Source organism: Hymenobacter rubidus (assembly GCF_016734815.1).
In the GTDB taxonomy this organism is placed as follows: Bacteria; Bacteroidota; Bacteroidia; order Cytophagales; family Hymenobacteraceae; genus Hymenobacter; species Hymenobacter rubidus.
Genome location: NZ_JAERQF010000053.1, coordinates 12,755 through 27,549, shown reverse-complemented (window position 1 = coordinate 27,549; position 14,795 = coordinate 12,755). Strand labels below are relative to the sequence as shown.

Annotated in this window: 10 protein-coding genes; 6 read left to right on the top strand and 4 right to left on the bottom strand. The window is 59.6% G+C overall.

Translation table 11 applies throughout. The features are described from left to right. Positions 1-81 precede the first annotated feature (81 nt). Positions 82-3,081, bottom strand: a complete 3,000-nt coding sequence (locus JKL48_RS21975) for a glycoside hydrolase family 3 N-terminal domain-containing protein (protein WP_236668976.1) — start codon at positions 3,079-3,081, stop codon at positions 82-84. Between the two features lie 289 nt (positions 3,082-3,370). On the opposite strand from JKL48_RS21975, the gene mutL reads away from it, so the two are divergent. The 3 genes from mutL to JKL48_RS21960 all read left to right on the top strand — a co-directional run bounded on the left by mutL (position 3,371) and on the right by JKL48_RS21960 (position 7,259). Then, positions 3,371-5,440 (top strand): DNA mismatch repair endonuclease MutL, encoded by a 2,070-nt coding sequence (gene mutL, locus JKL48_RS21970; RefSeq protein ID WP_201987398.1) that lies wholly within the window; start codon positions 3,371-3,373, stop codon positions 5,438-5,440. A gap of 41 nt (positions 5,441-5,481) precedes the next feature. Next, positions 5,482-6,279 (top strand): rhomboid family intramembrane serine protease, encoded by a 798-nt coding sequence (locus tag JKL48_RS21965; RefSeq protein WP_201987396.1) that lies wholly within the window; start codon positions 5,482-5,484, stop codon positions 6,277-6,279. A gap of 68 nt (positions 6,280-6,347) precedes the next feature. Continuing rightward, positions 6,348-7,259 carry a rhomboid family protein gene (locus tag JKL48_RS21960; RefSeq protein ID WP_201987395.1) on the top strand — a complete coding sequence of 304 codons (912 nt, stop codon included), beginning with the start codon at positions 6,348-6,350 and terminating at the stop codon, positions 7,257-7,259. 154 nt (positions 7,260-7,413) lie between these two features. Here JKL48_RS21960 and JKL48_RS21955 read toward each other — a convergent pair whose 3' ends face one another. The 3 genes from JKL48_RS21955 to tilS all read right to left on the bottom strand — a co-directional run bounded on the left by JKL48_RS21955 (position 7,414) and on the right by tilS (position 10,452). Then, positions 7,414-7,818, bottom strand: coding sequence for a hypothetical protein (locus JKL48_RS21955; protein WP_201987392.1), 405 nt, complete (start codon positions 7,816-7,818; stop codon positions 7,414-7,416). 206 nt (positions 7,819-8,024) lie between these two features. Continuing rightward, on the bottom strand, positions 8,025-8,969 hold the full coding sequence (gene mdh, locus JKL48_RS21950; RefSeq protein WP_201987390.1) for a malate dehydrogenase: 945 nt from the start codon (positions 8,967-8,969) through the stop codon (positions 8,025-8,027). Positions 8,970-9,120: 151 nt separating this feature from the next. Next, positions 9,121-10,452 (bottom strand): tRNA lysidine(34) synthetase TilS, encoded by a 1,332-nt coding sequence (gene tilS, locus JKL48_RS21945; protein ID WP_201987389.1) that lies wholly within the window; start codon positions 10,450-10,452, stop codon positions 9,121-9,123. Between the two features lie 176 nt (positions 10,453-10,628). On the opposite strand from tilS, the gene JKL48_RS21940 reads away from it, so the two are divergent. The 3 genes from JKL48_RS21940 (at position 10,629) to JKL48_RS21930 (ending at position 14,713) form a co-directional block, all read left to right on the top strand. Further along, positions 10,629-11,297, top strand: coding sequence for a response regulator transcription factor (locus JKL48_RS21940; protein ID WP_201987387.1), 669 nt, complete (start codon positions 10,629-10,631; stop codon positions 11,295-11,297). A 91-nt stretch (positions 11,298-11,388) separates the two neighbouring features. Continuing rightward, entirely contained in the window at positions 11,389-12,660 is a 1,272-nt protein-coding gene (locus JKL48_RS21935; RefSeq protein WP_201987385.1) for an IPT/TIG domain-containing protein, read from the top strand. 289 nt (positions 12,661-12,949) lie between these two features. Further along, positions 12,950-14,713 carry an OstA-like protein gene (locus JKL48_RS21930; protein ID WP_201987383.1) on the top strand — a complete coding sequence of 588 codons (1,764 nt, stop codon included), beginning with the start codon at positions 12,950-12,952 and terminating at the stop codon, positions 14,711-14,713. The last annotated feature ends 82 nt before the right edge of the window (positions 14,714-14,795 follow it).

The following is a 14,795-nucleotide window of genomic DNA, read 5'->3' as shown; positions in this document are numbered from 1 at the left end:
CCGTGTCGGTGAGAGAAACATTCATGCGGCAAGATTAACCAACTACTTTCGTTTTTCACTTCGCGAAAGGTTTAAATAGAGCTACTCCTTCGCCTTCCCCGCTGCCAACGACTTATAAATCACCTCATGTATCCGCGTGCGGATGTTGTACTGGCGCAGCTTGTTATTGCCGGCATCCGGGTACACGCGGTTCGATAGGAAGACGTAGAGAATCTGATTATCCGGGTCCATCCACACGCAGGTGCCGGTGAACCCGGTGTGGCCGAAGGTGCTGGCGGGGGCCAGGCGGCTGGTAGGGCCTTCGGGCTTGCTGGGGTCGCCGTGGTCCCAGCCCAGGCCGCGCCGGCTGCCCACCAGCTGAGGCCGGGCAAATTCGGTCACGACCGGCGTCTGGAAGAAGCGGGTGCCGCCGTAGTTGCCGTTTTGCAGGTTCATCTGCATGAGCACGGCCAAGTCGTTGGCAGTGGCGAAGAGGCCGGCGTGGCCGCCCACGCCGCCCACAAGAGCGGCGGTTTGGTCGTGCACCGTACCTTGTAGCTGCTCGCGGCGATAATACGTGTCGTTTTCGGTGGGCGCGATGCAGCTTTTGGGGAAGCGCTGCAAGGGATTGTAGGTCATGCTGCCCAAGCCGAGCGGCCGGTAGAAATTGTCCTGTAAAAAGCCTTCCAGCGGCTGCTGAAGAATCTTTTCGCACACCCGTTTCATCACGATGAAGCTCAGGTCGGAATAATCCGTCGGGTAGCGGCCCTTGATTTTGGGCAGCAGGCTGGAACGCATGGTCCAGGCCCAGACGGAATCATCGGCCGCTTTGGTGCTGTATTCGCCGGGCGCTACTTCGTTGGGGAAATCATCGGAACGGATACTGGCGTAGAAAGTGGGCTTGAGCTGGCCGTCGCGCAGGGTGCGCTCCCAGGTGGGAATGCCCGGCTTCAGGCCGGCCTGGTGCAGCAGCACGTCGCGCACGGTCATGTCGCGCTTGTTGGTGCGGGCCAGCTCGGGCAGGTAAGTCGATACTTTCTCCTCAATATTGAGCTTGCCCTGGTCCTTCAGGTACATCACCGCTTGCAGGGTGCCGGCCACTTTCGTCACCGAGGCCAAATCATACAACGTGCTGCTGGTCACGGGCTGGCTTTGGTCGTAGGTGCAGTAGCCGTAGCTCTGGTCGAATACCACGGTGCCGTTTTTGGCCACCAGCACCTGGCAGCCGGGCGCGGCGGCATAGGTCTGGCTTTCGAGGGCAATGTTGTCAATCTGGGCCAGTACCCGCGAGCTCAGGCCCTGGCTTTCGGGGGTGGCGTAGCGCAGGCGGTGCAGGTCGGCAGTGGCGATGCCGGTGGTTACTTTCATGGTCGGCGACACCGTGACGGGCAACTTGCCCCGCGCGGGCAGCGCCCCAAACAGCACCTGCGGCACCACGATTTGTGCCGCATAATGGTCCTCGTAGGCGCACACCAGCGTGCGGGCATCTTCCAGGAATTTCAGGCCATAGGCGTTGCCCATGGCCACCACCACTGTTTTAAAGCCCCGATTGGCTTCCAACTGCTTGATGAATTTCAAGGCGCCTTCGCCCATGCCGTAGTTGTGGCTGGGCGTGTTGTTCATGGCGTGCAGGCTCACCACCAACACGTTATAGCCCTGCAAGCGCGATGAAATACGCGCAAAGGTGCTGTCGGGCGCGTAGCGGTCTGGCACGGCGTACACCGGGCCGGGCTGGTACTTATTGAAAATGGTGGCATACGGCCCCTCGGCCTGCGTGCCAATGGTGATGGCGGCAATGCGCAAGGTATCGAGGCGCTGGAAGGGGAGAAGCTGGTCGTCGTTTTTCACCACCGTCACGGCGTGCTCAAAAATCTCCTGCGCCAGCACTTTCGACTTTGGCTGGTTCAGGCTGTCGCGCAGCGTGGCAATGACGGTGGGCTTGTACTGTGCCAGCCCGGCCCAGTACTTGGCCCGCAGAATTTTCTTGATGCGCAAATCCAAATCTTCCTGCTGCAAATGCCCGGCCTTCACCGCTTCCTCAATGCGCAGCAGCGCGGCCGGCACGTCTTCCGAAAACAGCAGCACGTCGTTGCCGGCGGCCAGGGCCATGGCATCCAACTCCCCGTCTTTGTACAGCTTGCTCACGCTCTTCATGTTGAGCGCATCGGTGAAAACCAGGCCCTTAAAGCCCATCTTGTCTTTCAGCAGGTCCGTTACCAGCGCGTGCGAAAGAGTGGTGGTTTTGGCGTTGGTCGTGTCAAACAGCGGCATGTAGAGGTGGGCCACCATCACGCCCATCACGCCGGCCTCGAACGACTGCTGGAACGGCACCAAGTCCACTTTCGTGAGTCGGGCCAGGTCGGTATTGATAACCGGCAGGGCTACGTGCGAGTCGGTATCGGTGTCGCCGTGGCCGGGGAAGTGCTTGGCCACGGCCATTATCTGGTTGTCCTGGAGGCCCTTAATATACTGAATGCCCAGCGCCGCTACCCGGTTCTGGTCTTCGCCAAACGAGCGGTTGCCGATGACCGGGTTGCCGGGGTTGGAGTTCACGTCGATAACCGGCGCGAAGTCGATGTGCACGCCCAGCGCCCGCATCTTCCGGGCAATGTCGCGGCCCATCTGGTACACGTATTTGGGGTCGTCCATGGCCCCCAGCGTCATCTGCTTGGCGAAGTGGGCCGAGGAGTCGAGGCGCATGTCGAGGCCCCACTCGGCATCCATGGCAATGAGCAGCGGCACCTTGGCCGCGGCCTGCAGGCGGTTGGTCATCAGGGCCTGGCGCTTAGGGCCACCCTGCAGAAACATCACCCCGCCGATGTTCTGGTTGCGCACCAGTCGCTCGATGCGCTCGGTGTGGCTACGGTCCTTGTTGGAATAGGCGGCTACCATAAACAACTGCCCCAGCCGCTGCTCAGGCGTGAGCGAGTTGAACACGCTGTCGACCCAGGCCATCTCGGTGGGCGAGTTGGGCAGCGGGTCGGCGGGCAGCTTTTTTACTTCGGCAAACGACAGCAACAAGCCCGCCGCCAGCAGCAGGGCGGCCATGGTCAGCTGAAATGGGATGCGCATCAGCCCCGTTGGGGTGGAAGGGTGGTTCAAGAGGCAAACGGGCCGCGAAGGCCGTACTTTTGTCGTGGGTAGCTGCGGAACCCGCCGGCCGTGTTTGGAGGTTCCAAACCCGGCCGGCCCCAACGTTAAAAGGTAGAGCTCAGGCCCTAAAATTTCACGCTGGAACTCCGCTATTTAGCCGCGAAGGTACGCAGAAAACCGGGGTGGCGAACGACAACGTCGCCGGTTTTCGGTTATTGCGGGGCACGTTTTCACTTGTTTACGTGCTGGTTAGCTCTCTTGATTACTTCGGCGTAAGCAGCAGCTTACGCGCTATTCTATGCCCGACATCATTCACCTGCTCCCCGAATACCTCGCCAACCAGATTGCGGCCGGTGAAGTGGTGCAGCGCCCCGCCTCGGTGGTGAAGGAGCTGCTGGAAAACGCCGTCGACGCCGGGGCCACGCAGGTTCAACTCATTGTGAAAGAGGCCGGCAAGCAGCTGGTGCAGGTGGTCGACAACGGCGCCGGTATGTCGCCCACCGATGCGCGCATGAGCCTAGAACGCCACGCCACCAGCAAAATCCGCTCGACCGAAGATTTATTTCGCATTCGTACCCTTGGTTTTCGGGGCGAGGCGCTGGCCAGCATTGCGGCGGTGGCTCAGGTCGAAATCCGGACCAAGCAGCGCGACCAGGACACCGGCACGCTGTTGCTGGTAGAAGGCTCGCAGGTGACCAGCCAGCAGCCCACGGCCTGCCCCGACGGCACCAGCATTGCCGTCAAAAACCTGTTTTTCAACGTGCCCGCCCGGCGCAACTTCCTCAAGAGCAACGCCGTGGAAATGCGGCACATTCTGGACGAGTTTCAGCACGTGGCGCTGGCCAATCCGCAGATTGCCTTTTCGCTGTACCAGAACGATTTGGAGGTATTTGGCCTGCCGGCCGGTAAGCTCAGCCAGCGCATCGTGGCGCTGCTGGGCAACGGCTACAAGGAGCAGCTGGCGGCCTGTGAGGAGGTGACGCACTCCATTTCGGTGCGGGGCTTTGTGGGCAAGCCAGAGTCGAGCAAAAAAAGCCGGGGCGACCAGTTTTTCTTTGTCAACAACCGCTTCATCCGCTCGGCCTACCTCAACCACGCCGTGCTGGCGGCTTATGAGGGCCTGCTGGCCCGCGACACGCACCCGTTTTACGTGCTGTTTCTGGAGCTCGACCCCAAGGCCATCGACATCAACGTGCACCCTACGAAGACGGAAATAAAGTTTGAGGACGAGAAAACCGTCTACGCCGTGGTGCGCGCCGCTGTCAAACAAAGCCTGGGTATCCACAATATTGCGCCGTCGCTCGATTTTGATGGCGACGTGAATTTTGCGCCCATCCGGCCGCTGCGCGCCGGCAAGGGCCTCGGCGGCCTGCCCACCGAAACCGACGACCACCTGCCCGCCGCCACGGCTGCCGACCGGGCCGCCAGCGCCGACGGCCACCGCCCCGACGCCCTGGCGGCCGCCGCTTCGAGCGCCTCGCGCCATGTCACTAACGCATCCGGCTTCTCTAATTTCTCGCCCGACACCCGCCGCGACGGCTACGAGCGTCAGCTGCCGCCGCGCCCTACCGAGCAGGCCCGCCGCGAGCTGGAAGCCTTCTACCGCGAGCTGGGCCAGCCCGTGCGCCCCGACCAGGCCGTAGGCCCCGATAACCCCACGGCCCGCAGCTTTGAGCCGGATACATTGGAAGGGCCCACCGCTACTCCGGCCCCACCCGTGGGCACTGACAAGTTCTCGCTGGGGCTGGCTATGCCGGAAGCGCCACTAACACAGCCTGCCTCGGTTCGCGAGAGCGGAGCCGTGAGCCGGGCGGTGCAGGTGCAACAGCGCTACGTGCTGGTGCCGGTGAAATCGGGGGTGCTGTTGATTGACCAGGAGGCTGCCCGCGAGCGAATTCTGTATGAGCAGTACCGGCAGGAACTGGGCCGCGCCGTTGGCACTTCGCAAACGCTGTTGTTCCCGCGTACGGTCACGTTCAGCCCGGCCGATTTTGCCGTGCTGCGCGAACTCACCGAGCCGCTGCACGCGCTGGGCTTCCTGTTTGCAGAGTTCGGGCCGAACACCATTGCCGTGGAAGCCATTCCGGCCGGCATGCCCGCCCAGGACGAAAAAGACCTGCTGGAAAGCCTCATCGAGCAGTTCCGCACCACGGCCGGCCCGCTCAAACTCGACCAACGCGAAAGCCTGGCGCGGGCCCTGGCCCGCCGCGTGGCCGCCGGCACCGCCGCCACCCGCCTGCCCGAAACCGAGCTCAATGCCCTGGCCGACCGCCTTTTTGCCTGCCAAACCCCCGGCTACACTCCCGACGGCCGCAAAACGTTGGTGTTGCTGGATGGGCAGCAGCTGGCCGATTTCTTCCGTAAGTGACCCGTTAGCCGTGCGGTTTCGCGGCGCATTACCTTCGTTTCATGTTCAATCTTAATAACCTCACGCCCACTGTTCGCACCCTGCTTTTTGCAAACATTGCGTGCTATCTGGCGCAAATTAGCCTGTTGCCACTCCTTACTAAAGTAGGAAGCTTATATCCAATCGGTTCGCCGAATTTCTTTCCGTGGCAGTTTCTAACATACATGTTTCTGCACGGAGGCTTCTTTCATATTCTGTTTAATATGTTCGCCCTTATTTCTTTTGGGCCGCTATTGGAGCAGCGCTGGGGTGCTCAGCGGTTTCTGGTGTTCTGGCTGGTTTGCGGAGTAGGCGCAGGAGTTCTTTATGAAGGGGTAAAGTACTACGAAATCAACAAGTTGATTGTCTCACAGCAGGAGTTTCGAGCTAACCCTTCGGGCGCAACATTCGCTGAGTTTTATCGCAATAATTTGCCCGGCAACGAAACGTATGAGCCTTTAGCCAGAGCTATGACTCGTAATCCAGAGAATGCTGAATACGTTGCTTCAGCCACTGCCACTGTCGACGCCATTGTGGAGGATAGCCGCCTAGGTGTAGGAATGTTAGGCGCTTCTGGTGCAGTATTTGGGATACTGTTCGCATTTGCGTATTTGTTTCCCAATAGCAAAATGATGATTTTCCCAATCCCTGTGCCGATTGCGGCTAAGTATCTTGTTTTTGGGTATGCCGCTTTCGAATTGTATAAAGGCCTACACCCTTCGCCAGACGACAACATTGCTCACTTTGCCCACCTTGGGGGATTATTAATTGCTTTTATCATACTTAAATTTTGGGAACGCGGCCGCGAAAGATTTTATTAAATGATAAGTGGTCGACAAGCGATAATCTTCACCTCGCAAAAAGTTATAGAATCCGCTAACCTCTTGCTATGAGCATCGTTCAAGATATCCGCACCGCGTTCAGCCGCCGCGACAATGCCCTCAATCAGCTCATTCTGCTGAATGTGCTGGTGTTTGCGGGGCTGATTGTGTTGCGGGCCATTCTCACCATCAGCAGTGCCAGCGGCTACTATCCGCCGGTAATGCGACAGTTTGAGCTGTCGTCGGACTTGGGTGTGCTCCTGCGCCATCCCTGGACGGTACTGACTTACGCCTTCACCCACGAAGGCTTCTTTCATATCCTGTTCAACATGCTGAATCTGTACTGGTTCGGGCAGTTGGTACGCGAGTACCTCGGCGACCGTCGCCTAGTAAGCATCTACATCCTGGGGGCGTTGGCTGGTGCCACTGTTTTCCTGTTGAGCTACAATTTAGTGCCCGCATTTCAGCCGGCCGTGGGCTCACCCATGATTGGGGCTTCGGCCGCCGTCACGGCCATCATTGTGGCCGGTGCTACGCTACTGCCCGACTACACCTTTATGCTGATTCTCATTGGTCCGGTCAAGATTAAATGGATTGCGGCCGTGGTGGTGCTGATTTCGCTGGCAGGCGTGAACGGCGGCAACCCCGGCGGTGAAATTGCCCACCTCGGCGGGGCGCTGCTGGGTTTTGTGTTCATCAAGCAACTCCAGGCGGGCCGCGACTTAGGCCGCCCGGTGCAGGCCGTGGGCAACTGGTTCAGCAACCTGACCAACCGCCGGCCCGCCATGCGCGTGAGCAGCACCACGCGCCGCCCCGAGCCCGTCGCGGCCACTTCGGTTAGCGGCAGCAAGAAATCCGCCGTACCCGGCCAGCCACTTCAGGATGAGATTGATAACATCCTCGATAAGATTTCGCGCTCCGGCTACGAAAGCCTTTCCAAAGAAGAAAAGCAGAAGTTGTTTCGCGCCAGCCAGCAGTAGGTGGTAAACAACAGCAAACAATAAAACGGTACGTCATGCTGAGCGGAGTCGAAGCATCTCTACCGTTTCGTTGGTCCGATTGGATTACTGCTGCGGTAGAGATGCTTCGACTGCGCTCAGCATGACGGGGATGGGCAGGTTTCTTTCGTAAAATCTACGCTTCGCGCAGCCAAGCCTTGGCCAGTTCGATGTCTTGGAAGAGCCTCATTTCGAATTGTGTGCCTACGCGGGTTACCATCTCAGCTGCCGAGGCCTGCCCGAAAATGCCGGGCGACACAATGTGCGCAAACCGTTTTAGGCCCATGGAAAGCACTTGCGGCATCCAGTTGTTGGCAATCCAGTCGTTGGCCGAGCTCCACGAGCCAACCACCTCGCGGTTGTCGTTCAGCATGTGGGGGCAGCGGGTTTCGCGCAGGAAATCGATGGTGGCTTGGCAGCCCTGAATTACTTTTTCGGTGGGCAGCACTCCTACCCAGTTGTTGTAAATCCACTGATTGGCTTCATCAAATTCGATGGTCAGGTACACTTTGTCAAACGAATTTGTAAGCACTTTTTTCATGGCTGCAGGTAGGTAGGTGGAACGGGCGGCGCAAGGTAATCTAAATGGAAGTGACGAAGCACGCGAGGCGCTTCGACTGCGCTCAGCAGGACCACCTTTTCTGCGCAATTAATTCTGCGCAAATCGCAAAACTCTGCCAAAAAAAAGAGTCGTTCCGCAATTGCGGAACGACTCTTTTTGCAAGAGTAGCGACGGCGGCTCTACAACTAAGCAGGCTGGGCGCTGCTCATCTTGTCCAGTGCATCCATCACCTCTTTCACGTGGCCGCGCGAGGTTTCGAGCAACGCCTTTTCTTCGTCGTTGAGCTGCAGCTCAATCACGCGCTCTACGCCGTTTTTGCCCAGAATAACCGGGGCGCCGAGGTACACGCCGTTGATGCCGTACTCGCCTTGCAGCTCCAGGCACACGGGGAACACGCGGCGCTGGTCGCGCACAATGGCTTCCACCATTTGGGCGGCGGCCGCGCCGGGCGCGTACCAAGCCGAAGTGCCCATCAGCTTCACCAGCTCGCCGCCGCCTACGGCAGTGCGCTGCACAATGGCGTCCAGCTCAGCTTTGCCGATGAGTTCGGTAACGGGGATGCCACCCACGGTGGTGTAGCGGGGCAGGGGCACCATGGTGTCGCCGTGGCCGCCCATCAGTACCGCCTGAATGTCTTTGGGGCTCACGTGCAGGGCCTCGGCCAGGAAGGCGCGGTAGCGGGCCGTGTCCAGAATGCCAGCCATGCCGAACACCTTTTCGCGGGGCAGCTTGGCGGTGAGGTGCGCCTGGTAGGTCATCACGTCGAGCGGGTTGCTCACCACGATGATGATGGCGTTGGGAGAGTAAGCCACCACCTGCTCCGTTACCGATTTCACGATGCCGGCGTTGGTCGCAATCAGGTCGTCGCGGCTCATGCCGGGCTTGCGGGGCAGGCCCGAGGTAATGACCACCACATCCGAGCCGGCCGTGCGGGCGTAGTCGTTGGTGACGCCCACGGTGCGCGAGTCGTAGCCGATAATTGGGGCTTTCTGCCAGATATCAAGCGCCTTGCCTTCGGCAATGCCTTCTTTGATGTCAACCAGCACAATTTCGTTGGCAATTTCACGGGTGGCGAGCACATCGGCGCAGGTTGCGCCCACGTTGCCGGCTCCGACTACGGTAACTTTCATATTGAGAAGAATTGGGGGGTTGGAGTTTCGCGGGTAAAAGTACGGCACGAGCCGCAAGAACGTGTACCCCGAAATTCCATTTCGGTCCGCTTTGGCGCCGAATGCGCGAATTGGTTCGGTGAACCGAAATGGAATTTCGGGGTACACGTTCTTACATCCGCTGCACGGTGAGCACGCGCTCCGTAGCTTCCTCTACCTTAAACCGCTCATCGACGCGCCAGCCCACCACCCAGCAGATTTTGCCATCGGCCGAGGTCAGCACCCGTACGTCGTCCTTGAGGTTGAGCGGCACTTTCTGGTCAATCAAAAAGTCGCTGAGCAGCTTTTTGCCTTTCATGCCCAGTGGCATAAACCAGTCGCCTTCCTGCCAGCGGCGTAGTGTGAGCGGGAATTTAATCTTGTCGGCGTCGAGCGCAGCGGTGCTTTTTGAGCGCGGAATGATGAAATGGCGGGCATCGTCGTGCAACTCGGCTTTCAGGCGCATGCCGTCGGCCAGCAGGTCGGTTTGGCCGGCTGTCAATTGGAAGGTGCCGAACTGCGTGAGCCGGCGCGGCGTGATTACCAGGTTGTCCCGGTCCTTTACCAGCCGGTGCGTGGGCGAGTCGAACCGCCGGCCCGATTCGCCGTGGAAAGCCGTCACGATGTCTTTCATCACCGGCCAGGAAAAGCCGAAGGGCCGCAGTATCTCGTGCAGGACCAGGGCAGTGGCGGCGGTTTTTTGCAGGGTGGCAATGTTGAGGTAAGTCACTTCGGCCTCGTCGCGGCGCGCCTGGGCGGCAGTTTCTTCCACGTAGCGGCGCACGATTTCCTCGGCCCCGCCCACGCGCTCGGCGGTGGCGTGCATGGTCTGGTCGAGGTTGGGGTTGATTTCGCGCAGTACCGGCAGCACCTCGTGGCGCAGCAGGTTGCGCTGGTACACGGGGCTGTCGTTGCTGGCGTCTTCGCGCCAGCGCAGGCCGCGTTCCACCAGGTACTCGTGCAGGTCGTCGCGCCCCAGGCCCAGCAGAGGACGAATGATGTGGCCATTCTTCACCTGGATGCCGTGCAGGCCGGCCAGGCCGGTGCCGTGCGTCAGGTTCAGAATCATGGTTTCGGCCTCGTCGCGCTGGTGGTGGGCCGTGGCAATGTAGGCCAGCTCCTGCACCTGCCGCAACTGCTCAAACCAGCGGTAGCGCAGGAAGCGGGCCGCCATTTGGGTCGAAATGCCTTCCTGCTCGGCGTATTCCTTGGTCCGGAAAAACTCGGCGAAGTAGGGGAGGCCGTACTGCTTGGCCAGCTTGCGCACAAACTGCTCGTCGGCGTCGGCGTCCTCGCCGCGCAGGCCGAAGTGGCAGTGCGCCACCGCCACCTGCACGCCCAGGCGGTGCAGCACATCGAGCAGCACCACCGAATCGAGCCCACCGCTCACGGCTACCAGAATGGGGTCGTTTTCGAGGTCGAAAAGGTGGTGTTCCTGAATGAATTGGCGAACGTTCTCAAGCATACGGGTGGGGTAGGGCTGCACCGAGCCCTGCGGTGCAAAGATGCGGCACCGAGTTGCCAAGTATTGATTTTTGAGTCAAATAGTGCTCTGATTATGCTGATTCGCCTATTCTGATGCTATTTACCAACTCAATTCATGTTGCGTTCATCTATAGAGTTGCCTGTTATTTCTCCTTAATGACTGACCAAGAACTTATTGCCCATCGAATAGACGAAGTAGCCGCCACCGCCGATTACCACCCCGGCGTCGTTGTTATCCTCAACAACGATGCCCGGCAGGTACTATATATGTCGCAGCGCGGCCTGCGCCAGCTGCACACAACCATCCCTGAGCTAACGGCCATGGGCGAGGAGTACTATGCCCGGTACTTCAACCCCGACGAGGCCCAGGAGTACGTGCCCAAAGTGGTGGAACTGCTCACGCGCAACGACCCCGACTATTCGGTTTCGTTTTTCCAGCAGGTGCGCACCGGACCGAATGGCGGCTTTGAGCTGCACCTGAGCACGGCGCGGGTGCTGGCCCAGGGCCGGGATGGCCAGCCGTTGCTGGTTATCTGCCTGTCCTGCGCCATCGACCGCGACAGCCACATCAACACCAAAGTGCAGCGGCTGCTCGATGAAAATGCTTTCTTGCGCTCGCACGCGGCCCGTTTCTCCAGCCTCAGCACCCGCGAGCGGCAGGTGCTGGCCCATCTGAGCCGTGGCCAAAGCTCGGCTGAAATCGCAGAGGCGCTCCACATCTCCATTCAGACCGTGGACACGCACCGCCGCAACCTGCGCCAGAAGCTGGGCGTCGTCAGCGGCTTCGAACTGGGGCAGTATGCGCGGGCGTTTGACCTGATTTAAAGGTGAAGGCCATAGAAAAATACCTGCTTCCGGGTATTGCGAATGCTGCATGGGTGTACCAAGTTTACTGCCTCATTCATATATCATTTTTATGCAACAACGGTTTGCTTTTTATGCCACCGTCATCCTTGGATTACTGCTGGAACAATCTTATGCACAGGCGCCTACGGTCACTGGCGTCAGCCCCACCAGTGGGTCGGTGGGCACCGTTGTCACGGTAACAGGCAACAACTTTACGGGGGCCACCAGCGTGCGGTTCAACGGCATTACAGCTTCATTTTCGGGTGTGACGGCCACCAGCATCATAGCTACGGTACCCGGCGGTGCTACCACAGGGCCCATTTCGGTGGTTACCCCCGGCGGTACAGGCGTCAGCGCCACCACCTTTGTGGTAAACCCTGTTCCTGTAATCAGCAGCTTTACGCCAACTCGCGGCTACGAAGGCACCGTTGTTACGCTGACCGGCACCAACTTCGGAGGACTTACCAGTGTCAGGTTCAATGGACTGAATGCTCCCGGCTTTATTGTAAATGGTGCCGGCAATAGCGTAACCGTAAGAGTGCCAGCAGGAGCAACGAGTGGATTAATCAGCGTAACCTCACCAAGCGGCACGCAGTCCTCGGCTGCCAATTTCGCTGCCTGCGGTCCCGCCCCTGTGCGTGCCGGCTTTACCTTCCTTGGTGGCAACCAGACAAGCGCTTTTTATCTTTCAACCGGCACAGCCACCTGGACGGGTGCACAAGCCAATTGCCAAGCCGCGGGCGGAAACCTGGCCAAAATTCCCGACGCAGCTACCAGTGCGCTGCTGGTGACGGCAACGGGCGGTATCAAATACTGGATTGGTTTGAACGACGTTGCGGTGGAAGGACAATTCCGGTGGGTAAGCGACAACTCGCTGGCCACCTACTTCAATTGGTGCGTAAACAACCCGAACAACTACACGGGAATAGACCCTAATGGCGAGGATTATGTGTCGATAGATTGCGCCAACGGCCAGTGGAATGACGCTGACAACCGTAATGTGCCGACTGTTAACCCACTGCCGCCTTACATTCTTGAGCTACCGGTGTGCGCCACCGTGTCCACCAGTACCATACCCATTACCGAGGCAATTGACGTAAGCGTCCACCCCAACCCGGCCCACACTACCGCTACGGTAGCGGTACCCGCTTTGACGGGAGCCACTATCACCACGCTTACCTTGACCGATGCCCTGGGCCGGACGGCACGCACGGAAACAGTTGCGCTACCCGCCACTGGCCTGTTATACGAGATGAAGGTGAGCGGTCTAGCACCCGGCCTGTACGCCTTGCGGGTGGAGGCCGGCACCCTGCGCACCGTGCGCCGGCTGGTAGTCGAATAAGGACGCAGTTCAACTCGTGGTTCAATTGTTCTGAAAGCTGGGGCTGGTTATTTTGTCAATCCCGCCTTTCTTGTTTATGCCCGCACCGCATCCAGCCGCGTGCTCACCGGAAGGTCGCCGCGCAACTCCAGTACCGGGCAGGCAAACTAGCTAGGCCATTCGGTGTGGTTGGCCAGGGGTCGGCTGCCGCCACAGATTTTCATCAGGAAGTAAGTGCCAAAAACGGCCGCGGGGCACTATGCGGCAAAGATGGCCGTTAGCGCGGGCCCCGCGTACCTTTGCCTGAAGAATGCTGTGCTCCCGTTTCTTTTTCCTTCTGCTGCTACTATTGCCCCTGCTGGGGCAGGCCCAACGTCCGGGCCAGGTGCCGCCCGGCAAAGGTGCCCCGGCCGCCAAAGGCTCGCCCATCAAGCTGCTCACGGCCGGTGAGCTGGTGGGGGGCGAGTTTAACGGGGTGAAAATCCGCAAGCTGATTACCAACGTCAGCTTTCAGCAGGACGACGTGTTTCTGTACTGCGACTCGGCTTACCAGTACATCGAGCGCAACCAAGTGGAGGCCTTCAGCAACGTGCGCGTGGTGCAGAGCGACACCATGACCATCACCGGCGACCACGGCAACTACGACGGCAACCTGCGCACCGCCCGCATGACCGGTAACGTGGTGATGCGCGACCCACGCATGACCCTGACCGCCCCCAGCCTCGACTACGACCTGGGCCGCAAAACGGCTTCCTACACCGAAACCGGCCACCTCACCGACCCGCAGAATACCCTCGACAGCCAGCAGGGCTTCTACGACACCAACTCCAAGGTCTTCGTATTCATTCGCAACGTCCACCTCGTCACGCCCGACTCGGAGCTGAACAACGACACGCTGCACTATAATACCGTCAGCAAAATTGCGTCCATCTACGGCCCCACGCGCATCAAGGGGAAGCAGGGCAACTTGTACGCGGAGGGCGGCACGTACAATACCAAAACCCGCGTTTCAAACTTCAAGAAAAACGCCAAAATCGACACGCCTAACTACCTGTTGGGCGGCGACCAACTGGTGTACGACGAGGTGAAGCTGTACGGCGAGGCGCACGGCCACGTCTCGCTTACTTCCAAGAAAGACAACCTGGTGCTGCATGGCGACCACGGCAAGTACTGGCGGGCCCTGGGCCGCACCAAACTATTTGGCGGCCGGCCGGTGGTGCGCAACATCGGCACTCAGAAAGACACGCTCTACATGGCCGCTGATACGCTCATCAGCATCGAAGCCAAGCCGGGCCAAACCACCAAGCGCACCATCCTCTACGCCTACCCGAAGGTGCAGATTTTCCGGGGCAACCTCCAGGGAATCTGCGACTCGCTGACCTACGACCGGCAGGACAGCATCATTTACCTCAGCAAAGACCCGGTGCTGTGGCAGGCCAAAAACCAGCTCACGGCCGATTCGATACAAATCCGCTCGAAGCGCGGGAAGGTGGACGAGATGCGCCTCTACGGCCACGCCTTCGCGGCCGACCAGGACACGCTGCTGAACTTCAACCAGACCAAGGGCCGCAACATGATGGCCTACTTCCGCGACAACAAGCTACGGCGCGTGGACGTGCTGGGCAATGCCGAAAGCATCTTTTATGCCCTGGATGGTGACACCGCCACCACGGGCATGAACCGGGTGCTGTCGGCCAACATGCGCCTGCTCTTTGTCGAAAGCAAGCTCAATAAAATATCTGTGCTGGCCAACCCGGAGGCCAAATTCATCCCGCCCCACGAGCTCAAGCCCGACGATGAGCGCCTCAAAGGCTTTAGCTGGCGGGCCAAGGAACGCCCCACCCGCCGCCAGGTGTTGGGCAAGCAGTTCGACGACCGACCCAAAAAGAAAAAGAAGCCCTTGGTGAAGAAAAAGGCTAAGCCAACGCCCAAAGCCAAGCCCAGGGCGGTGCCTCCAAAAACCCCTGTTACGCCTAAACTTCAAAAGCCGCAACCAGCCCCGGTGCTCAAACCCGCCGTTCCGGCCGCCATCAAGCTGCCCACCAGGAAACCAGCCGCCCCAACTGGTCGCTAGCTGCAACCATTCGCCGCCCGACGACGCTCTTACTCCCGATGGGCTGGCCCGCTGCGGCGCCCGGTTTGCCTTCGCCGGCCCA